Origin of the sequence: uncultured Oscillibacter sp. (genome assembly GCF_900544955.1) — a bacterium.
In the GTDB taxonomy this organism is placed as follows: Bacteria; Bacillota; Clostridia; order Oscillospirales; family Oscillospiraceae; genus Oscillibacter.
Map to the genome: position 1 here is coordinate 1 of NZ_UQXD01000021.1, position 19,324 is coordinate 19,324.

Here is a 19,324-nt window from a genome sequence, read left to right on the forward strand (position 1 = left end):
GACCGCCCACGCGGTGGCCTCCACCATCTCCCTGGACGTGAACCCCAGCATCCAGCTGCAGGTGAACCGGCAGGAGAAGGTCCTCTCCGCCCAGGCCCTGAATCCGGAGGCCCGGGAGGTGCTGGGGGACATGGACCTGCGGGACACCCCGCTGAACGTGGCGGTGAACGCCGTCATCGGCTCCCTCCTCCAGCACGGGTATCTGGACAGCCTCTCCTCCGCCATCCTCATCTCGGTGGAGGACGACGACGCCCGGCGGGCCGCCCGGCTGGAGACCACCCTGACGGAGGAGGTGAACGCCGCCCTCCAGACCGCCTCCTCCGGCGCCGCGGTGCTGAGCCAGACCCTCACCCACGACGCGGGACTGGAGACCCAAGCCCAGACCAGCCGCATCTCCGTGGGCAAGGCGGCCCTGGTGCGGCAGGTCCAATCCCTGAACGCCGCCCTGGACTTTGACGCCCTGGCCGCCCTCTCCGTGGAGGAGCTGAAGCAGCTGGCGGACGCCGGCGCCCCGGCCATGCCCATCGGCATCCCCGCCGCCGCCCTGGCCGCGGAGACCTATGCCGGGCTGACGGCGGTGGACGCGGTCCTCTGGGAGGCGGAGCCGGAGCTAGACGAGTTCCCCGCCCACTATGAGGTGGAGCTGACCACCTTCTTCGGAGAATTCGAATACCGCATCGACGCCTGGACCGGCGAAGTGCTGCGGGGCCCTGCCGACGTGCTGGCCGCCCAGAGCTCCGGCGGAACCGCCGCCGTCGCCAGACCGGAAGCTCCCGCCGCCGTCACTGAGGCGGAGGCCGCCGCCATCGCCCTGGACCACGCCGGCGTCCGGGAGGCCGACGCCCAGGGCCTGCGGACCGAGCGGGACTGGGACCACGGCGCGCTGCGCTACGAGGTGGAGTTCTGGTCCGGCGGCACGGAGTACGAGTATAAAATCCTGGCCGCCGACGGCACCATCTTGAAGGCGGAACGGGAGACCCACGCCGCCGGATCCCATCACGGCGCCGCCCTGATCGGGGAGGCAGCCGCCCAGCAGGCCGCCCTGGGCCACGCCGGGGTCTCCTCCCACCACGGCATGAAGTGCGAGCTGGACGAGGACGACGGCGCGTTCCACTACGAGGTGGAATTCCGGTCGGGGGACATGGCATACGAATACCGGATCGACGCCGTGTCCGGCGCCGTCCTGGAGGCGGAATCGGAGTGGGACGACTGAAGGCGCTCCGCCGGGTAAAGCCGGATTTTCCAGGAGCGGGACCCGTTTCAGCGGCGCCTGCGGCAGAGGCGCAAAACCGGCCTCTTGGCAATCCCCCGGAAAGCGGCCCCCGCCGGGAGGCTGCACAGGGCGCAGCAGCCCGGTCCGATAGCCCCTTCCCCGGATAACGCATCGCTCTCCGCCCAGGTTGGTCCCCGCCGCCCTCCCCCCAGACCCCTTTCTCCGTCAATAGGCCCCGCGGCTTGCGCCGCGGGGCCTCTGGTTGTTACGTTTCCGGTTCCTCCGGCGGCACCGGGGGCGTCTCCTCCCGGGCCTGCTTCAAGTAGTCCCGCTCCTCCGGCTTCTTGCTGGGGACGAAGCTCTGGGCCGCCGTGCGGCGGCGCCCCTTGCTGCGGGCGTAGAAAAAGCCGGTGACGGAGAACACCACCGCGCCGATGAAGTTCACGATGAGGTCCTTCATGGTGTCGATGAGGCCGATGTCCAGGTAGCCCCCCAGGCCCAGGCTCTGCCCGTTGACGATCGCGTCCTGGATACCCTTCACCGCCACCACCTTGTTCGTCCGGGTGGCGTCCAGCGTCGCGGAGTAAATGGCGTGGACCACGGTGTCCCGCTGCATGTCCGAGTGGAAGAACCAGTCCATGCCGAACTCGAAAAACTCCCACAGCACGCCGATGGTCATGGAGAAGCAAAAGGCCGTCAGCGCCAGGAAGAAGGGGGAGAGGTCGAAGGTCAGGCGCTCATCGTCGTTGAGCAGCAAAACCATGGAGAACCCCACCGCCGCGGCCAGGAAGCCGTTGAGGGTGTGGAGCATGGTGTCCCAGTTGGGCACCATCACGTAAAAGGCATTCACCTCGCCCAGAATCTCCGCCGCGAAGATGAAGCACAAAATGGTGATCTCCAGCGGCGGGGGCAGCTCGATCCGCAGCCGCACCTGTAACCAACTGGGCACATACAGCAGCACAATGGTCAGCACGCAGAAGAAGGCGCCCTCATAGTTGTGCAGGAAGAGCTGGCGCACCAGCACCACCAGCACCAGGGCCCGCAGGGTGTAGAACACGATGAAGGAGCTCTTGTGCTCCCGCAGCTCCTTGGCCATGGCCTCCTTGAAGGTCTTTTTCAGCCACTGTTTCTCTCGTTTCGTCCGTTTCACGGGTTCTCTCCTCTCTTTTCTCCGCTTTGCAGCAGTTCCAGCAGGGCCGCCAGGTCCCGGCAGACTAGGGTGGGGGGCGTGGGGGACGCCGCAGCGTCCGCCGCCGTGGCCTCCCCCGTCAGCACCAGGCAGGTGTCCGCCCCGGCGTTGACGCCGCAGGCGATATCGGTATACAGCCGGTCGCCCACCATCAGCGTCTCGGCGGGGCCGTATCCGGTCTGGGCCCAGGCCAGGCGGATCATGGTGGGGTCCGGCTTGCCGATGAACACCGGGCGGCGGCCGCAGGCGCACTCCAGCAGCCGGCAGATGGCGCCGCAGTCCGGGATGAAGCCGAACAGCGTGGGGCAGGCCAGGTCCGGATTGGTGGCCAGAAAGTCCGCCCCCCGGGAGAGCAGACGGCAGGCGTCCTCCACCTTTTGGTAGGTCAAACTGGTGTCAAAGCCCACCAGCACCGCCGTCACATCCGCCGACGGCTCCGCCCGCAGGGCGAAGCCCGCCGCCGCGATCTGGCGGCAGAAGGAGTCCGTCCCCACCGCGTAGTATACGTCCGAGGGGCTGCGGTTCATACGCAGGTAATGGATGGTGGCCTCCACGGCGGTCAAAAACTCCTCCCGCCGGGCGGGAATGCCCAGGCGGTGCATCTTCTCCAGTCCCGCGTCCACGCCCCGGGAGGAGTTGTTGGTGAGGAAGCGGTAGGCGCCTCCCGTCTCCCGCACCCAGGCCAGGAACGCCGCCGCCCCGGGCAGCAGGGACTCCTCCAAATAGAGTGTGCCGTCCAAATCCAGCAAAAACAGCTTCTTGCGGGAGAGGTCCAAGGGCCCCGCCTCCTTCTCCTCTGTGATATAGGGTAGCATACCACGAAGGCGCCTCACTTGCAAGTGAGGCGCCTTCGCACGGTTCGGGGTTCAGCGCTTTTTTCCAGCCGCCAGGCAGGCCGCCACCGCCGCCAGCACGGCGCCAAGCATAGTCGCCTCCATTGAATTCCCCTCCTTACGCTCTCTTTCCCAGGCGGATGCATTCCAAAATGTAGCTCACCTGCCCCACCGCCCAGATGGTCAGCACCACCGCCATGGGCAGCAGGCCGAAGCCGAACACGATGTTCAGCACCAGCAGCCCCACCCACAGCCACAGGCACACGTTGGAGACGGTGCGGTAACTCTTGTAGGCGGCCTGGCCGATCTGCGCCCGCTCCGCCTCGTCGCAGCTCTCCAGCCACTTCTTATGGAACTTCATATCGTAGGCGCTGACCGTCTTCTCCGGGTTGATCCGCTTCGTCAAATCCACCGTCTTTTGCTGCAGCACCACCAGCAGCCAGCAGGAGAGCAGCATCTCCCCCACGATGCCCAGGGTGAACAGAGGCGTCTCCCAGTCGTAAACCGTGCTCACCGCCAGGAAGAAAAAATCCGCCACCAGGGCCAGGGTGGTGAGCAGCAGCACCGCGTTCAGCTTCCCCTCCACCCGGTCCGCCACGGCCTCGTCCTCCCCGTCCCAGCCGTCGCAGAGCTTCCTGGCGGAGCCGTACAGCCACACGCCCGCCCCCAGCAGCACTCCGGAGGTCACCGGAATGCCCCAGGGGGCGGCGGCTCTCAGGCCGCTTGCCAGGGTCATCCGGACCCACTCCCCCAGCCCGACGGCGCCGGCGATGCCGGAGGCAAGGCCCAGGACGCCGCCAAAGACGGCGGACAGGAAAATCACCAGCAGGTACTTGGGCAGCGCCCGGCGGTTGGCCCGCTTGATCTCATCGTTTTTCATCGTCATCCTCCTGATAGGTAAAAATGTCCTCCACCGTCACGCGGCAGATGTGGGCCAGCTTCAGCGCCAGGGTCACGGAGGGCGAGTAGTCCCCCCGCTCGATCTGGCTGATGGTCTGGCGGGACACCCCCGCCAGCGCCCCCATCTCCTGCTGATTGACCCCCAGCCGGGCCCGGTACTCCTTCAGCCGGTTATACAGCGGCATGGCTCCGCCTCCTTCCGCGACAAGTATTTGCGTCAAATTGACAACTATCTTTGTCACACCCAGAATAGCACTGACAAGGATCGTTGTCAATAGAAAGTTTTTCGGACGGGAACCCCGCCGCCGATCCGGCATCCCCGGGGCCGCCGGACAAAAAAACCGGGAGGACCGAAGTCCTCCCGGGAATGGGCTACCGCTTGCCCGGCGGGCCGTCCCGCCACTTGCTCTCCGGCACCCGCTTCTCCCCCAGGCGGCCGCGGACGTAGCCCCGGAACAGGGCGTAGAGCACGGAGCAAAGGGGGATGAAGAACAGCATGCCCAAAATTCCCATCAGCTTGCCGCCCAGGGTGACGGCGGCCAGCACCCAGATGGAGGGCAGGCCCACGGAGGAGCCCACCACGTGGGGGTAGATCAGGTTCCCCTCCACCTGCTGGAGCACCAGGAACAGCACCACGAAGGCCAGGGCCTTCCAGGGGTCCGTGATGGCGATGAGCAGCGCCCCCACGCCGCAGCCGATGAAGGCCCCCACAATGGGGATCAGGGCCGTCAGGGCGATGAGGACGCCCACCAGCAGGGCGTAGGGCATCCGGCAGATGGTCATGGAGATGACGAACAGCGTGCCCAGGATCACCGCCTCCAGGCACTGGCCGGAGAGGAAGCTGGAGAAGGTCCGCCCCGCCAGGCGCAGCACCTCCAGCGCCCGGTCCGCCCCCCGCTCCGGCAGCAGGGCATAGAGCACCTGCCGCCCCTGGCGGCCCAGCTTCTCCTTTTGCAGCAGGATGTAGAAGGAGAAAATCAGCCCGATGACAAAGGTACTGACGCCGCTGACCACCCCGCCGATGAGGCCGCCGCCGGAGGTGAGGAGGCCGCTGCCCCAGGTCTGGGCCAGCTTCAGCGCCTTTTGGGACAGCCCCGCCCAATCCACGTCCAGCACCTCCAGGTAGGATTGCATCTGGGGCAGATAGGCGGACAGGGCCTCCAGCTGCTCCTGGACCCGCTGGGTGGCGGCGGGGAGCTGCTGGACGATGGAGCGCACCGCCTCCGCGATGCCGGGGCCGATGACGCCGGAGGCCAGCCCCAGGACGCTCGCCATGGCCAGCAGCGTCAGCAGCAGCGCCAGCGGGCGGCGGCCCGTCCCCCGGACCGCCCGGGGGAAGAGGTGGCGCTCAATGGCCCGCATGGGCACGTTCAGCACGAAGGCGATGGCGCCGCCCAGCAAAAAGGGGCTCAGAATGCCCAGCAGAGTCCCCACGGCCAGCACCACGGCGCCCAGGTTCTGCAATGCGCAGTAGAAGGCCACCCCTCCGCACACCACCAGCAGCCAGCCCTTGAGCTGATCCTTGTTCCATTCCATAAGGTCCGATTCCTTTCCCGTTTATTCCACCAGGCGCTTCTCCCGCCACCGGCCCCTGCGGAACCGGAGGACGAACAGCCCGCCCCGGAGACACTCGTCGCAGGCCATGGCGGCCCAAATGCCGATCAGGCCCCACTGCAGCCCGCGGCCCAGCAGCCAGCCCCCCAGCACCGCCACCGTCCACATGCTGAAGATGCCCACCAGCACCGGATACCACACGTCGCCGGCGGTGGTCAGCCCCCGGGTCATGACGATGTTGACGGACCGGCCGATCTCCAGCCCGAACTCCACCAGCAGAATCTGCTGCCCCAGGGCGTGGATGGCGGGGTCGGCGGTGAAGAGGCTGTAAATGGGGTCGCACAGCAGGAAAATCGCCAGGGTCAGCAGCTCCGACACCACCAGGGCGATGCGGAGGGTGGACCACACCCGGACCCTCACCTCGTCCAGCTTCCGGGCCCCCAGCAGGTAGCCGATCAGAATCTGGGTGGCCTGGGCCACGGCGATGGCGTACACATAGGCCACGTTGGCCAGCATACTGGCGTAGACCTTGGTGGCGATGACGGTGGTGCCCATGAGGTTGATGAAGCGGAGGATGAAAATTTGCGACACGTTGTAGGACAGTGACTCCGTTCCGGAGGGCATGGCGATGCCCAGCAGGCGCCGGCAGGTCTTGGCCGGGAAGGGGCGGAGATAGCGGAGAGAGAAGTGGATACCGCACCGGCGCCGCAGCGTCCACACCACCAGGGCCAGCCCCACCGCCTTGGAGAGGCAGGTGGACACGGCGGCCCCCGCCACCCCCAGCCGGGGCATCCCCAGCCAGCCGTTGATGAGCACGGCGTTGCCCGCCACGTTCAGCAGGTTCATCACCACGGACACCGCCACCACCTCCTTCAGGAGGGTGCAGCTGCGCAGGATGGCGCACAGCTCGATGTACAGCCCCTGGAGCAGCACGCCGCCCCCCACGATCCGGGTGTAGAGGCAGGCGCTGGCGAAGGCCTCCTCCGGCGTCCGCAGCACCGAGAACACCGCCTGAGGCGCGCACAGCAGCACCAGCCCCATGGCCAGGGAGAACAGCCCGCTGAGGGTGAGGCCCACCGTGGCGATCTCGTTGCAGGGGTCCCCCTCCCGCCCGGCGCCGATGTGCTGGGTGAGGAGGATGGTGGTAGCGGCGCTCATGGTCTCCAGCACGATGACCACCACGTTCATCACCTGGTTGCCGTTGCCGACGGCCGCCACGGCGGCGGGGCCGAAGGGGGAGATCATGAACTGATCCATATTGCCCACCAGCAGCTGCAGCAGCAGTTCCGCGAAGATGGGCAGGGACAGGCGAAAGACCCGGCAGGTCTGGGGCGAACCATGCAGCGTCATAAAAAGGGCTCCTTTGAACCGAAGAAAATCGTTTACTTCGGTTCAAAGTATACCCCCGCCCCCAGGGCGGCGCAATGCACAAACCGTGAGAAGAATGCCCCGGGCCCCTCCCCGGTTTTGGGCGTTTTAGCCTCTGCGGTAGTTGGCCGCCGCCCGGAGGTACTCCTCCATGGAGGCCCGGTTGCTCTCGATCTCCGCCTCTGTCAGGGGGCGGGCCACCTTGGCGGGGCTGCCCAGGAGCATGGACCCGGCGGGGGCGTCCATTTTGCCGGTGACCAGAGCCCCGGCGCCCACGATGCAGTCGTCCCCGATCCGGGCGCCGTTGAGCACCACCGCCCCCATGCCGATGAGCACGTTGTCCCCGATGGTGCAGCCGTGGACCACGGCGCCGTGGCCGATGGTGCAGCCCGCCCCCACGGTGGTGGTCTCGTGGAGCACGGCGTTGTCCTGGATGTTGGTGTTCTCGCCCACGGCGATGGCGCCGTCGTCCCCCCGGAGGACGGCGTTGTACCAGATGCTGACGCCCTTCCCCAGCGTCACGTCCCCCGCCACCACGGCGCCCTCGCAGATCAGGACGTCCTCATCGGAAACTCTCCGTTTATAAGCCATATGGTCTCCCTCTTTCTCTCGTCAAATGGCAAAGTTGCCGTCTGTAAACACCGGAATTTCCCGGCCGTCCCGGGTGGTGCCCACGATGGAGAGGTCCGGCGTGCCCACCATGAAGTCCACGTGGGTGATGGAGTCGTTGAGGCCCCGGGCCTTCAGCTCCTCCTTGCTCATCTGCTGGCCGCCCTCCAGACAGGGGTACGCCTCGCCGAAGGCGATGTGGCAGGCGGCGTTTTCGTCGAACAGCGTGTTGTAGAACAGGATGTTCTGGTTGGAGATGGGGCTGTCGTAGGGCACCAGGGCCACCTCGCCGAAGTAGCAGGCGCCCTCGTCCACGCTGATGGCCCCTTTCAGGGCCTCCTCCCCCTTCTCCGCCCGGGCCTCCACGATTTTCCCCTCCCGCACCACAAAGCGGAACTTGTCGATGATGGTGCCGTCGTGGGCCAGGGGCATGGCGGAGTACACCACGCCGTTGACACCGGTTTTCAGGGGGGAGGTGAACAGCTCCTCCGTGGGGATGTTGGCAATATACGGCTGGCCGGAGAGGGTCACGTCGTCCCCCGCCTCCCAGATGTGGTCCTCCGGCAGCTCCACCGTCAAATCCGTGCCCAGGGCGTTGGTGTAGTGAAGGGAGCGGAAGCGCAGGTCGTTCATCTTCTTCATCCGGGCGTGGAGGGTGTCCAGATGGCGCCGCCACTTCTCCACGCAGGTGCCGTCCCCGTCGATGCGGACGGCGGCGAAGATGGCGTCCCACAGCTTCTCCATGGCCTCCCCGGCGGGCAGGCCGGGGAACACGGTCTCCGCCCAGCTGGGGATGGGGATGGAGGCGATGCACCAGGGGAAGCCGCTGCACATCTGCAGCCGCTCAAAGTCCTTCAGCGCCTTGCCGCTGGCCTGCTGGGAGCGGACGATGCGCCGGTGGTCCACCCCCTTCAGATTCTCCGGGTCCGTGGCGGAGATGGCCAGATAGGCCGCCCCCTCCAGGGCGTGGTCGTTGAAAAAGCGGCTCCGCCACTCCGGCACGGTGTCGAACACCTCCTCCCCGGCGTAGAGGTACTTCATCCGGGTCATGGCGTCGTCGCTCCAGTTCATCACCACTTCCACGCAGCCCACGGCGTAGGCCTCCTCCGCGCACATGCGGGCGAAGTAGGCGCACTCCACCGGGGAGGAGATCACCAGCCGCTGCCCCTTCTGCACGTTCAGTCCCACCCGGACCAGCAGCCGGGCATATTCCTGTAATTTTTCCTGCATTGTATTATCCGTCCTTTCCGGTCTTTTTCCTAATATGTGCTATTCTAGTGGATTTTACCGGAGATGTAAAGAAAAGACCGTCAGGTTTCAAAAAACGTTCACGATTGCAGGTAGAAAGCGGCGGGCCGGGGCAGTGCCCCGGCCCGCCGCCCCCGTCACCCCTCCGCGCCGTCCTTGCGCAGGCTCATGATGGTGCCGTTCAGCTCCGCCCCCATGATGAGGAGCATGGCGCTCATATTCAGCCAGATCAGCAGCACGATGATGGCGCCGATGGACCCGTACAGCAGCGAGTAGTGGGCCACGTTTTCCACATACCAGCCGTACAGCCAGGAGAGGCCCAGCCACGCCGCCAGGGCCGCCAGGGTGCCGGGCCACAGGTTCCGCCAGGGCTGGCGGCCGTCCTGGGCCAGGGCGTAGAGAAAGAACAGGGCGAAGTAGCCCACCACCGCGACGATGGGAAAGCGCAGCCGGGCCCACAGCTCCGCCACGAACACCGGCAGGCGAAAGTGCGCCACCGCGTAGGCCAGCAGCCGGTCGCTGACGGTCATCAAAATCAGCGTCAGGGCGATGGTGGCAATCAGCAGCACCGTGTACAGCAGTGTCTTGCACAGGTGGCCCACCGGCGCCCTGGGCGGGCCCAGGTGGTAGGCCGTCCGCACGGAGCGCATCAGGGAGTTGGTGGCCCGCATGGGGAAGTAGATGGAGAAAAACAGCCCGAACAGCAGCAGCCGCAGGCTGGGGTTGGCCCCCACGTAGGTGAGGTACATCTCCACAAAGTCCACAATCTCCCGGGGCAGCAGCTCCCCCAGGGCCAGGAGGATGGCCGCCACGTCCAGGTGCAGCAGGCCCAGCAGGGCGCTGATGAAGATGAGGAAGGGGAAGATCATGAACAGCAGGTAAAAGGCCAGGGCGGCGCTGTGAATCCCCACGCTGTGGCGCAGGTAGCGCTGGACCATCAGGTAGATGCCCCGGAGGAAGGGGTTTTTCGGCAGCGGCGGAACATGCACGGGCGGCGCCTCCTCTCTGGTCTCATAGTATGCGCTCAAACGGCGGAAAAGCCTCATTCCCACCGGCTCCACACGTCCGGGCAGTAGCCCACGGTGGCCTCTTTGCCGTTGCGGACAATGGGGGTCTGGAACAGCTCCGGGTGCTCCAGCAGCTTCTCCTCCTGGGCGTCGGGGGTCAGGTAGGCCATGTACAGTGCCTCGTAGGCCCGGCAGTTGGTGTTCACCAGGGCGGCGAAGCCAACTTTCTGCTTGACGGACTGGTATTCCCGGGGGGATAATCCCTTTGAGGGCACATCGATATACTGGTACTTGACGCGGCGCTCCTTGAACCACCGCTCCGCCTTCTTCGTGTCGAAGGATTTGGAGGAACCGAAAATCTGAATATTCATAAGCGTCTCCTTGCAGGGCTGAAATGGAGGGATTTTACATGACAGAGGATATCGCGCGGCTGAAGGAGCTGGCGGACAGCTCCCGGCGCATCGTGTTCTTCGGCGGCGCCGGGGTCTCCACCGAGTCCGGCATTCCGGATTTCCGCAGCACCGGCGGGCTGTACCATCAGGAGTGGAACTACCCGCCTGAAGTGATTTTAAGCCATACCTTTTACGAAAGCAACCCCGAAGAATTTTTTCGCTTCTACCGGGCCAAGCTCCTCTCCCCCGACGCCAGGCCCAATCCCGCCCACTACAAGCTGGCCCAGTGGGAGCGGGAGGGGCGGCTCACCGCCGTCGTCACCCAGAACATCGACGGCCTCCACCAGGCCGCCGGCAGCCGCAGGGTGCTGGAGCTCCACGGCAGCGTCCACCGCAACCACTGCCAGCAGTGCGGGAAATTCTACGGCCTGGACTTCCTCCTCCACAGCCAGGGGGTGCCCCGGTGCGGCTGCGGCGGCACCGTGAAGCCCGACGTGGTGCTCTACGAGGAGGGGCTGGACCAGGGCATCCTGGATGCCGCCGTCCGGGCCATCGCGGAGGCGGACATGCTCATCATCGGCGGCACCTCCCTGAACGTCTATCCCGCCGCCGGCCTCATCAACTACTACCGCGGCCGCCGGCTGGTGCTGCTGAACAAGTCCGCCGTGGCCCGGGACCTGTCCGCAAACCTGGTCATCACCCAGCCCATCGGCCAGGTGCTGTCCCAGCTCTGAAATCCCCGTCTTTGTGTAAAACGACAAATGTCCTCTGAAAAACGACGCCCTCCCGCCGGGGAGAGCGTCGTTTTTCACAAAGGCCGCCCTTTAAAATGCAAGTAAATTTTTTTCTCATGCAAATTTTGCGGAAATTTTTTGCTTTTTTCCGCACTTTGCTCTTGAAAATGAAATTGCAAAGTGCTAATATTGCACTACTACCGACGCAGGCCGTCGCTGAAAGGAGCCCCCGCCATGATTTGGAAAGAGAACCGGGAGAACGCCTACTGTGAGATCACCCCCGCCATTCTGGCCCTGAAAGAACAGTGGGAGAAGAAGAACTTCATTGATCCCCGGCTGTATAAGGAGTACAACGTGAAGCGGGGCCTCCGGGACGAGGACGGCCGCGGCGTTTTGACCGGGCTGACCCGGGTGGCGGAGATCCAGTCCTACACCGTCACCAGCGAGGGCGGCAGCGAGCACATCTCCCCCGCCGACGGCGTGCTGTACTACCGGGGCATCGACGTGCGGGACATCGTGCGGGGGTCCGCCCGCCGGGGCCGCTTCGCCTTTGAGGAGGCCACCTACCTGCTGCTGTTCGGCGAGCTGCCCACGGAGGACCAGCTCCAGGACTTCTGCGTGCAGCTGGCCTCCTACCGGACCCTGCCCACCAACTTCTTCCGGGACGTCATCATGAAGGCCCCGCCCCGGGATCTGATGAACACCATGCAGCGGGCGCTTTTGACCCTGTTCTGCTACGACGACAAGCCCAACGACATCGGCCTGGAAAACGTGCTGCGCCAGTGCCTCCAGCTGACCAGCAACATGCCCGTCCTGGCCATCTACGCCTATCAGGCCTGGCGGTACAGCCAGGGGGAGAGCCTCTTCATCCACGTGCCCCAGCCGGAGCTCTCCACCGCGGAGAACTTCCTGCGGATGCTGCGGGAGGACCGGAGCTACACGGAGCTGGAGGCCCGGACTCTGGACGTGGCCCTGGTGCTCCACGCGGACCACGGCGGCGGCAACAACTCCACCTTCACCAACCACGTGGTCACCTCCTCCGGCACGGACACCTACTCCGCCATCGCCGCGGCCATGTCCTCCCTGAAGGGCCCCCGCCACGGCGGCGCCAACAGCAAGGTCATGGCCATGATGGACGACATCAAGCTCCACGTGAAGGACTGGGCGGATGAGGACTGCGTGGCAGACTACCTGACCCGCCTGCTGGATAAGGAGGCCTTCGACCGCAGCGGCCTGATCTACGGCCTGGGCCACGCGGTCTACACCCGGACGGACCCCCGGTGCGAGGTGTTCCGGGAGTACGTGCACCATCTGGCGGCGGAAAAGGGCCGGGAGCAGGAGCTGGGCCTGTACGCCAACGTGGAGAAAATCGGCAAGGCCCTCCTGATGGAGCGCCAGCACAAGACCGCCCTCTCCACCAACATCGACTTTTACAGCGGCTTCGTCTACGAGATGCTGGGCCTGCCCATGGAGCTGTACACCCCCCTCTTCGCCGTGGCCCGCATCTCCGGCTGGAGCGCCCACCGCATGGAGGAGCTGACCTCCGGCGGCAAGCTGATCCGGCCCCGGTACGAGTGCGTGGAGGAGCACCGCTCCTACGTCCCCACCGACCACCGCTGAACGCCCCCTCCCCTGCCGGAGCCCCCTCGCCGGCAGGGGAAAATTTTTGAAAAAGCGAAAATTATGGTTGACATTGTTTGGAGTTCTGGCTATAATAATCAAGCAGTCTTTTCTGGGGAACTTCGATTTGCGGCTGTGCTGGAACTGGTAGACAGGCCAGCTTGAGGTGCTGGTGTCCGAATCGACGTGTGGGTTCAAATCCCGTCAGCCGCACCAGGTCCGTCCCGGAAACGGCCATCTGCTATACGCGCGAGTGGTGGAATTGGCAGACTCGCTAGATTCAGGTTCTAGTGTCCATTACGGACGTGCGGGTTCAAGTCCCGCCTCGCGCACCAAGTTATAAGCTACATTTTGACCTTGCAGTAGCGGGGCTGAGATGTAGCTTATGCTTTTGTAGAAACCTCCATGATATACTGAATCTTCAGTAATCATCATGGAGGTTTTGTCATGTCTAAAAGAATTGATATACAGCAAGTAACGGTAAAAAAGCCACTCGTGGAACAGCCTCTTCGAGTTGCGGTTTACTGCCGAGTCAGTACCGATAGAGGAGAACAGCTTGGAAGTCTGGAAAAGGGCACCGGCTATCAGCAGATGATAAAAGATTGTAAGAATGGCACAACTGATTTGGTCTTGGCCAAGTCCATCAGCCGACTTGGCAGGGACACATTAACAACTATGAAAAGCTATAAGGCGACTAAGAAACATGAATATAGGCGTTTACTTTGAAGGCGGCGGATTCAATACGCAAACCACCAACGAGAGCATCATCGATCAATATGCCACACTGGCCTAAGCAGAGAGCCAGTCCCACAGTGATAATGGGAAGTTCGGGATGCGCCGCCGGATGGAGAGCGGCAGGACGCTCCTCAACCACACGCAGTTCCTCGGCTATACGAAAGGCGGAGACGGGGAACTGAAAATCGTCCCGGAGGAAGCGGAGCTCGTTAGAAAAATTTTTGAGCCATACGTTCAAGGGAACGGAGTCCGGAAGATCAAGAAGTATTTGGAGTCGCACGGCATCAATACTGTTACGGGCAAAACTGAGTGGAGCACCTCTACCATTGACCGGATGCTGAGTGACGAGAAGTATATCGGCCAAGTGCTGATGCAAAAGACCAACACGCCGGATTTCCTTGCCGGCAGACAGGTAAAGAACCAAGGCCAGCTTGCAAAGTATTTGGTGGAAGATGCGCATGAACCTATTATTGATAAAGAGACATTCGAAAAGGTGCAGAGAATGAACGGGCAAATCAAAAAGCAGGAGCAATGCGGGGAAGCCAAAGTGACTCGGTCGATGATTCTTTAATCACAATTTGTTGTCCTTTATAGGGCTTCAACAAAAGCACAAAAGGTTCATTTCCCGACTTGATAAAGCGCCGCCAGCTCCTGAATATATTCCACAAAATCCTTTCGGAACGACTCCGGCCCCAGACACTTGCAATCGGATTGGCGTTGATTTCATGATGGTTCAGACGGCAGGCATATTCAGAGGTGCCTCACAGGAAGGTATGGCTATATGTGGAGCACATGGCCTTATTAACGCCTCGTAAAGGGTTTGCAAAAGCTGTTGACACACAGGCCGTCCATCCCTTATACTCTGAGCCACTACAGTATCAAGAGAGGAAACTGACTATGGAAGCCGACGCCGACAGCAACGACGCCGACCGAAGTTCCAATTTCATATTCCAGGATACATAAGAGACATAACCTGCGCCCTTGGCATCAGTTTCGGGCAGCGGGCTATGTCTTTTTGTGTTTCCTGTTCACCATAAAATCGAAATTTTTGAAAGGAGTGACTGTCCTACATGGACTCTCACAGTAAACAGCCTTGGCACGCCCGGCCCCTGGAGGACGCCTTTACGGCGCTGAATACCTCCGAAGACGGCTTGGGCGATGCCGAGGCAAACCAACGGCTCATAGCCAACGGGCGCAACGAACTGCGTCACAAGCCCCCCCAATCCGTCCTTCATATGCTTAAGGAACAGGTCACCGACCCCATGGTACTCATTCTCATCGGCGCGGCGGTCTTCTCCGCCGTCCTGCGGGAGTGGACTGAGGCCGGCGTCATCTTTGCCATCGTGGTGCTCAACGCCGTCATCGGGATCGTCCAGGAGAAAAAGGCCCAGTCCTCTCTGGAGGTCCTGCGGAACATGAGCGCCCCCACAGCCAAGGTGCTGCGCCAGGGCGAGGAGCGCCTGATCCCCGCCGCCGAGCTGGTGGTGGGAGATGTGGTTTTCCTGGAGGACGGGTCCATGGTACCGGCGGACCTGCGGCTGATCGACTCCTCCAACCTGAAGGTCCAGGAGGCGTCCCTCACCGGCGAATCGGTGCCGGTGGAAAAGGATGCCGATGCCCTGATGCCGGTGGACTGCCCCCTTGGGGACCGGGTCAACATGGCCTACACCTCCTCCATCGTCACCTACGGGCGGGGCGTGGGCGTGGTCACCGCCACCGGCATGGACACTGAGGTAGGTAATATCGCCGGGCTTCTGGATGGCCAGGATGACTTTGACACCCCCCTCAAGCGGAAGCTGAACGCCGTGGGCAAGACCCTTACGGTGGTAGGTATCATCGTCTGTGCCCTCATCTTCCTCATCGGCGCCCTCTATCAGCGCCCCCTCATTCCTCAATTTCTGATGGCCATCTCCCTGGCCATCTCCATCATACCTGAGGGTCTGCCCGCCACGGCAACCATCGTCATGGCCCTTGGCGTCCAGCGCATGGCCAAGCGGAACGCGCTGGTACGCAACCTGCCCGCCGTGGAAACCCTGGGCAGCGCCACCGTCATTTGCAGCGACAAGACGGGCACACTCACCCTAAACAAGATGACCGTCACTCATGCGGCGGTGAACGGAGACTTTCTGGACGGCAAGGCCGCCAGAGTGGAGGACGCCGCCCGGAGGCATCCCGCGGTCTACGGAGAACTCCTCCGGGCCGGGGCCCTGTGCAACAACGCCAGCCTCGACCCAGACCGTCCCGGCGAGATCATCGGCGATCCCACCGAGGGCGCCCTCATCCACCTGGCCTCCGCCTTTGGGCTCGACCAAGAGGAGATGGAGGACCAGTACCCCCGACTCTATGAACAGCCCTTCGACTCCGACCGCAAGCGCATGACCACCATACATCGAATCGACGGCGTCCTTACCGCTTACACCAAGGGCGCGGCGGACGAGATGCTGCCCCTCTGCACCCATATGCTCACCAGTCAGGGGATCCGCCCCATCACGGAGCCGGACCGGGCCGACATCCTGAATCTGTGCTTTGATATGTCCGGTCAGGCCCTCCGGGTGCTAGGCTTCGCCTCTCGGACCTTGGACGATCTGCCCGGGGAGGAAGACGCCGACCTGGAGCAGGGCCTCACCTTCATCGGCGCAGCGGGCATGATCGACCCGCCCCGCAAAGAGGTGGCCGAGTCCGTCCGCACCTGTAGGGCGGCGGGCATCCGGACCATCATGATCACCGGCGACCACAAGGTGACCGCCTTGGCCATTGCCAAGGAGCTGGAGATTTGGCAGCCGGGGGACACCATCATCTCCGGCGAGGAACTGGACGACATGACCGACGCCGCGCTGGACCAGGCGGTAAAGACCGCCACGGTCTTTGCCCGGGTATCCCCGGCGGATAAGCTGCGCATCGTCCAAGCCCTCAAGCAGGGCGGCGGGGTGGTGGCCATGACTGGGGATGGGGTCAACGACTCCCCGGCCCTGAAGGCCGCTGATATCGGCGTGGCCATGGGCGTCACCGGGACCGACGTAGCCAAAGGCACCGCCGACATGATCCTGCTGGATGACAGCTTTACCACCATCGCCTATGCCATCAAGGAGGGACGGCGGGTCTACCGCAACATTCAGAAAGTCATCCAGTTTCTCCTGGCGGGCAACATCGCAGAGATCACCACGTTATTCGTGGCCACGGTCTTCAACTGGGACGCGCCTCTTCTGGCCGTCCACATCCTTTGGGTCAATCTGGCCACCGCCACTCTGCCCGCCCTGGCCCTGGGCCTCGACCCGGCCAGCAAGAACATCATGCGCCACCCGCCGGTGAAGTCCGGCACTCTTTTTGAGAAGGACCTGGTGGGCCGCGTGGTGCGGCAGGGCGTGTTCGTGGCCGCCATGACGATCCTGGCCTACTGGCTTGGGGTGCGTGCTGCCGGCCACGGGGCGGGGCAGACGATGGCCTTCTCCGTATTGGCCCTCTCCCAGATGCTCCGCGCCTTCAACCAACGGTCCAACACCGAACCCATCTGGGTCCAAGCTGAAGGGCATAACCCCTGGCTGGCCGCGTCCTTCCTGGTGTCCGCCGCGTTGATGGCCTGCATCCTGTTCACTCCGGCCCTTCAGGGCATATTCAAGCTCACCTATTTAACGCTGAGCCAGTGGGGCATCATCCTTAGCCTGTCCGCCTGCTCCATCCTCCAGATGGAGGCGGCAAAGTGGTTCAAGCGCCGCAAAACATCTATTTGGGAAGGAAACACGCAGTGAAATCAGGATTCGGAGTCCGCATCTTAAAATACGCCGACGCTATGGAGCGCTGGCTGGCGGTGGCCATATTGGCCGCCGCCAGCATCGGCGGCATCCTGCTCCTTCGGAATACGGCCGGCACCCTGATCACCGCGCCAGATGCCTTTTCTGTCAGCGCTTTTCTATCCAAGGCTCTGATGATTGTTATGGGGGTGGAATTCGTACGGATGCTGACCCTCCACACAGCACGGGCCGTCATCAACGTGCTGCTCTTCGCCATCGCACGCCAGATGATTGTCAGCCACGGCGGGGGTGCGGAGACCCTTATGGGGGTCGCCGCCGTGGCCGGTATTTTCGCCATCAAAAAGTATCTGTTTTTGAGAGACAGCCATTGGAATACCGACAGCCTGTCTCTGGAAGAAGAGCCCGGCCATGGGGATTGAATAACAAAAGACCTTCCTGATTCGCTTTGCTCTTATCGTGGTGGTTCTGCTTCTGGCCTTTGCCACCCTCAAACTTACCCTCGGGATATTCCTGCCCATTTTGGTCACCTTTTTGATTGCCGCCTTCCTCGACGGGCCGCTCCGATTCCTCAGCCGGAAATTCCCCCTGAAGCGAACCATAGCCGCAATTCCCGTCATCATATTCTTCTTTGGTGCCGCCGGGCTGCTTTTCACGTTTCCGGGCATCCGTGTCCTGGCCCTGAGTACCGGCATCTTTGCCGGTTTGCCCGGCCTTTGCGCCTCTACCCTGGAACCAGCCTCATGGAGCTTATCCAACGGTTGGGGCAGCGGATCGCCTCCCTGGATCCGGCGGCCCCGGCAGCGGTGAATGAAGTGGGGAAGTCTCTGCTGAACGCGATTGGCAATCCGGTCTCTAGCTTCTCCATGGCTGTGATCGGCGTGGGGGCCGGGCGGCGGCCACGGTGCCGGGAGTCTTTCCCGGCGGTTTGATCACCATAATCGTCACGTTTTTTATAACTCTGGACTACCAGACCATCACCCTCCACGCCCAGACGGCCATCCTGGCTATAGAGCAGGGCAAGGACGTGATCTGTGAGGTACCGGTCTGCCCAACGCTGGAGGAAGCGGAACAGATTGCAAAGGCCGCCAGACGAACTGGTAGACGGGTCTTCGTTGACCTGTTTGACCGCGTCTCCACCGCACACCGTTTTCTGCGGGAAAAAATTACATCCGGGGAGTACGGGCGTCTGCTGCCCCTACAGGTTGTCAACCGCTGTGCCCCTGTTCGAGGGGCCGTACCCCTGGGATTAGACGTGTTGCCGCTGGAGAGCTGCTCCTGCGACTTTGACTGGCCCTCCTGGTGCTTGGGGGCGCTGACCCTTTCCGGCGTCAGCTCCCCATTTCATTTGATCTGTGGACGGACGAATGGAAATTGCCCTGCGGACATTCTCTGCCGTCTTCGGTGCCTCGGAGTTTATGGGCGCATTTGCGCCGCCACGCCGTGGGCGGTCTCATTTGATGGGACGGCGCTCCGCCTCTTTACGTCCCCCGGCGGTTGATCCACAGCACCGCGATTCTCACGGCGGTGAAGAGCAGCCACGCCAGGAAGGCCGCCACGCAGAGGAGCACAGCCGTGCTGCGCATATGGCACAGGCCGCCCAGGGCGATCCCAAGCACCCCGGCCAGCAACCCGAATCGGAGTCGCCGGAGCGCCCGGCCGGCCTCCTCCCGGACCGCGCTGCGCCGCCGGGCCTTCGGTTTGCCGCCGGACCCCGCCACATCTCTGGTCAGTTCATCCACCGAAACCTGAAAGAGCTCGGCAATGGCCAGAATATTTCCGATTTCCGGAGTTCCCAAATCCTGCTCCCATTTTGAAACCGCCTGGCGGGACACCCGCAGCCGCTGGGCCATCTCCATCTGCGTCATGCCCGCCGCCTTTCTGAGGGCGGCAATCTTTTTTCCCATGGACACGCGGCATCCCCCCTTGTGATGTGAATTCTACCATGCCGCCTCCGGAAAGGAAACCGCCTTCACTTTCCATTTTGCTGCTTTCCGTTGCTTTTGCCCCTTTTCTCCAAAGGGCCTCCCGCCCCGTCCGTCAAACCGCCTGTCCAGCCTCCGCGCCGGGTGCCACGGGAGGGCGGAGATGCCCCGCCTTGCTTTTATCCGAGGTTTTCCCTGGCGCTTCCTCAACGAAAACGGCGGGATTTTGCCAAAAGGCAAAATCCCGCCGT

At 63.3% G+C, this 19,324-nt stretch carries 20 protein-coding genes and 2 tRNA genes; 11 read left to right on the forward strand and 11 right to left on the reverse strand.

Features of this window, described 5'->3' with window-relative positions; genetic code table 11:
• Positions 1-1,213: PepSY domain-containing protein (locus tag QZS21_RS06480; RefSeq protein WP_295581518.1), on the forward strand; the 1,213-nt coding region annotated here is incomplete at its 5' end.
• Between the two features lie 265 nt (positions 1,214-1,478).
• On the opposite strand, the gene QZS21_RS06485 is transcribed toward QZS21_RS06480, so the two are convergent.
• The 10 genes from QZS21_RS06485 to QZS21_RS06530 all read right to left on the reverse strand — a co-directional run bounded on the left by QZS21_RS06485 (position 1,479) and on the right by QZS21_RS06530 (position 10,292).
• Positions 1,479-2,363, reverse strand: a complete 885-nt coding sequence (locus QZS21_RS06485) for a hypothetical protein (protein ID WP_366557577.1) — start codon at positions 2,361-2,363, stop codon at positions 1,479-1,481.
• Entirely contained in the window at positions 2,360-3,217 is an 858-nt protein-coding gene (locus QZS21_RS06490) for an HAD-IIA family hydrolase (RefSeq protein WP_295581520.1), read from the reverse strand. The genes QZS21_RS06485 and QZS21_RS06490 overlap by 4 nt, the downstream gene beginning before the upstream one ends.
• A gap of 136 nt (positions 3,218-3,353) precedes the next feature.
• Positions 3,354-4,115: a DUF3169 family protein gene (locus QZS21_RS06495; protein ID WP_295581523.1), complete on the reverse strand. Its 762-nt coding sequence runs from the start codon at positions 4,113-4,115 to the stop codon at positions 3,354-3,356.
• The gene (locus QZS21_RS06500; RefSeq protein WP_295581525.1) at positions 4,102-4,320 is read right to left on the reverse strand and encodes a helix-turn-helix transcriptional regulator; all 219 of its coding nucleotides are present in this window, start codon (positions 4,318-4,320) and stop codon (positions 4,102-4,104) included. Before QZS21_RS06500 ends, QZS21_RS06495 begins: the two co-directional genes overlap by 14 nt.
• A 187-nt stretch (positions 4,321-4,507) precedes the next feature.
• Positions 4,508-5,671 (reverse strand): AI-2E family transporter, encoded by a 1,164-nt coding sequence (locus QZS21_RS06505; RefSeq protein ID WP_295581527.1) that lies wholly within the window; start codon positions 5,669-5,671, stop codon positions 4,508-4,510.
• 21 nt (positions 5,672-5,692) lie between these two features.
• On the reverse strand, positions 5,693-7,039 hold the full coding sequence (locus QZS21_RS06510) for an MATE family efflux transporter (protein ID WP_295581529.1): 1,347 nt from the start codon (positions 7,037-7,039) through the stop codon (positions 5,693-5,695).
• Between the two features lie 126 nt (positions 7,040-7,165).
• Complete coding sequence (locus tag QZS21_RS06515; protein WP_295581531.1) at positions 7,166-7,648, reverse strand: gamma carbonic anhydrase family protein; 483 nt, start codon at positions 7,646-7,648, stop codon at positions 7,166-7,168.
• Positions 7,649-7,669: 21 nt separating this feature from the next.
• Positions 7,670-8,896 carry an aminopeptidase gene (locus QZS21_RS06520; protein WP_295581533.1) on the reverse strand — a complete coding sequence of 409 codons (1,227 nt, stop codon included), beginning with the start codon at positions 8,894-8,896 and terminating at the stop codon, positions 7,670-7,672.
• Between the two features lie 155 nt (positions 8,897-9,051).
• Positions 9,052-9,903: a YihY/virulence factor BrkB family protein gene (locus QZS21_RS06525; protein WP_295581535.1), complete on the reverse strand. Its 852-nt coding sequence runs from the start codon at positions 9,901-9,903 to the stop codon at positions 9,052-9,054.
• A gap of 53 nt (positions 9,904-9,956) precedes the next feature.
• Positions 9,957-10,292 carry an ArsC/Spx/MgsR family protein gene (locus QZS21_RS06530; RefSeq protein ID WP_366557578.1) on the reverse strand — a complete coding sequence of 112 codons (336 nt, stop codon included), beginning with the start codon at positions 10,290-10,292 and terminating at the stop codon, positions 9,957-9,959.
• A gap of 38 nt (positions 10,293-10,330) precedes the next feature.
• Between QZS21_RS06530 and QZS21_RS06535 the strand changes: the two genes are divergently transcribed.
• The 10 genes from QZS21_RS06535 to QZS21_RS11660 all read left to right on the forward strand — a co-directional run bounded on the left by QZS21_RS06535 (position 10,331) and on the right by QZS21_RS11660 (position 18,649).
• On the forward strand, positions 10,331-11,047 hold the full coding sequence (locus QZS21_RS06535) for an NAD-dependent protein deacylase (protein ID WP_295581537.1): 717 nt from the start codon (positions 10,331-10,333) through the stop codon (positions 11,045-11,047).
• Positions 11,048-11,281: 234 nt separating this feature from the next.
• Entirely contained in the window at positions 11,282-12,667 is a 1,386-nt protein-coding gene (locus QZS21_RS06540) for a citrate/2-methylcitrate synthase (protein ID WP_295581539.1), read from the forward strand.
• Positions 12,668-12,796: 129 nt separating this feature from the next.
• Positions 12,797-12,883 (forward strand) — tRNA-Leu (locus tag QZS21_RS06545).
• Between the two features lie 31 nt (positions 12,884-12,914).
• Positions 12,915-13,002, forward strand: a tRNA-Leu gene (locus tag QZS21_RS06550).
• 112 nt (positions 13,003-13,114) lie between these two features.
• Positions 13,115-13,393 (forward strand): recombinase family protein, encoded by a 279-nt coding sequence (locus QZS21_RS06555; protein WP_295581541.1) that lies wholly within the window; start codon positions 13,115-13,117, stop codon positions 13,391-13,393.
• 118 nt (positions 13,394-13,511) lie between these two features.
• Positions 13,512-13,973 (forward strand): recombinase family protein, encoded by a 462-nt coding sequence (locus QZS21_RS06560; RefSeq protein ID WP_295581543.1) that lies wholly within the window; start codon positions 13,512-13,514, stop codon positions 13,971-13,973.
• A 499-nt stretch (positions 13,974-14,472) separates the two neighbouring features.
• Positions 14,473-17,148, forward strand: a complete 2,676-nt coding sequence (locus QZS21_RS06565; RefSeq protein WP_295581545.1) for a cation-translocating P-type ATPase — start codon at positions 14,473-14,475, stop codon at positions 17,146-17,148.
• Between the two features lie 41 nt (positions 17,149-17,189).
• Positions 17,190-17,570, forward strand: a complete 381-nt coding sequence (locus QZS21_RS06570) for a transporter (protein ID WP_295581547.1) — start codon at positions 17,190-17,192, stop codon at positions 17,568-17,570.
• Positions 17,571-17,607: 37 nt separating this feature from the next.
• Entirely contained in the window at positions 17,608-17,958 is a 351-nt protein-coding gene (locus QZS21_RS06575) for a hypothetical protein (RefSeq protein ID WP_295581549.1), read from the forward strand.
• A gap of 94 nt (positions 17,959-18,052) precedes the next feature.
• Positions 18,053-18,649 carry a Gfo/Idh/MocA family oxidoreductase gene (locus tag QZS21_RS11660; RefSeq protein WP_366557579.1) on the forward strand — a complete coding sequence of 199 codons (597 nt, stop codon included), beginning with the start codon at positions 18,053-18,055 and terminating at the stop codon, positions 18,647-18,649.
• Here QZS21_RS11660 and QZS21_RS06580 read toward each other — a convergent pair.
• Positions 18,630-19,055 (reverse strand): helix-turn-helix transcriptional regulator, encoded by a 426-nt coding sequence (locus QZS21_RS06580; protein ID WP_295581551.1) that lies wholly within the window; start codon positions 19,053-19,055, stop codon positions 18,630-18,632. The two genes, QZS21_RS11660 and QZS21_RS06580, sit on opposite strands and share 20 nt — an antisense overlap.
• Between the last annotated feature and the right edge of the window lie 269 nt (positions 19,056-19,324).

Bases quoted from the DNA above. Each gene is read 5' to 3' on its own strand.
- QZS21_RS06500 (WP_295581525.1), bottom strand. From the start codon at position 4,320: ATGCCGCTGTATAACCGGCTGAAGGAGTACCGGGCCCGGCTGGGGGTC.
- QZS21_RS06540 (WP_295581539.1), top strand. From the start codon at position 11,282: ATGATTTGGAAAGAGAACCGGGAGAACGCCTACTGTGAGATCACCCCC.
- QZS21_RS06515 (WP_295581531.1), bottom strand. From the start codon at position 7,648: ATGGCTTATAAACGGAGAGTTTCCGATGAGGACGTCCTGATCTGCGAG.
- QZS21_RS06495 (WP_295581523.1), bottom strand. From the start codon at position 4,115: ATGAAAAACGATGAGATCAAGCGGGCCAACCGCCGGGCGCTGCCCAAG.
- QZS21_RS06555 (WP_295581541.1), top strand. From the start codon at position 13,115: ATGTCTAAAAGAATTGATATACAGCAAGTAACGGTAAAAAAGCCACTC.
- QZS21_RS06560 (WP_295581543.1), top strand. From the start codon at position 13,512: ATGGAGAGCGGCAGGACGCTCCTCAACCACACGCAGTTCCTCGGCTAT.
- QZS21_RS06535 (WP_295581537.1), top strand. From the start codon at position 10,331: ATGACAGAGGATATCGCGCGGCTGAAGGAGCTGGCGGACAGCTCCCGG.
- QZS21_RS06510 (WP_295581529.1), bottom strand. From the start codon at position 7,039: ATGACGCTGCATGGTTCGCCCCAGACCTGCCGGGTCTTTCGCCTGTCC.
- QZS21_RS06505 (WP_295581527.1), bottom strand. From the start codon at position 5,671: ATGGAATGGAACAAGGATCAGCTCAAGGGCTGGCTGCTGGTGGTGTGC.
- QZS21_RS06565 (WP_295581545.1), top strand. From the start codon at position 14,473: ATGGACTCTCACAGTAAACAGCCTTGGCACGCCCGGCCCCTGGAGGAC.
- QZS21_RS06580 (WP_295581551.1), bottom strand. From the start codon at position 19,055: ATGGGAAAAAAGATTGCCGCCCTCAGAAAGGCGGCGGGCATGACGCAG.
- QZS21_RS06520 (WP_295581533.1), bottom strand. From the start codon at position 8,896: ATGCAGGAAAAATTACAGGAATATGCCCGGCTGCTGGTCCGGGTGGGA.
- QZS21_RS06570 (WP_295581547.1), top strand. From the start codon at position 17,190: ATGGAGCGCTGGCTGGCGGTGGCCATATTGGCCGCCGCCAGCATCGGC.
- QZS21_RS06490 (WP_295581520.1), bottom strand. From the start codon at position 3,217: ATGCTACCCTATATCACAGAGGAGAAGGAGGCGGGGCCCTTGGACCTC.
- QZS21_RS06530 (WP_366557578.1), bottom strand. From the start codon at position 10,292: ATGAATATTCAGATTTTCGGTTCCTCCAAATCCTTCGACACGAAGAAG.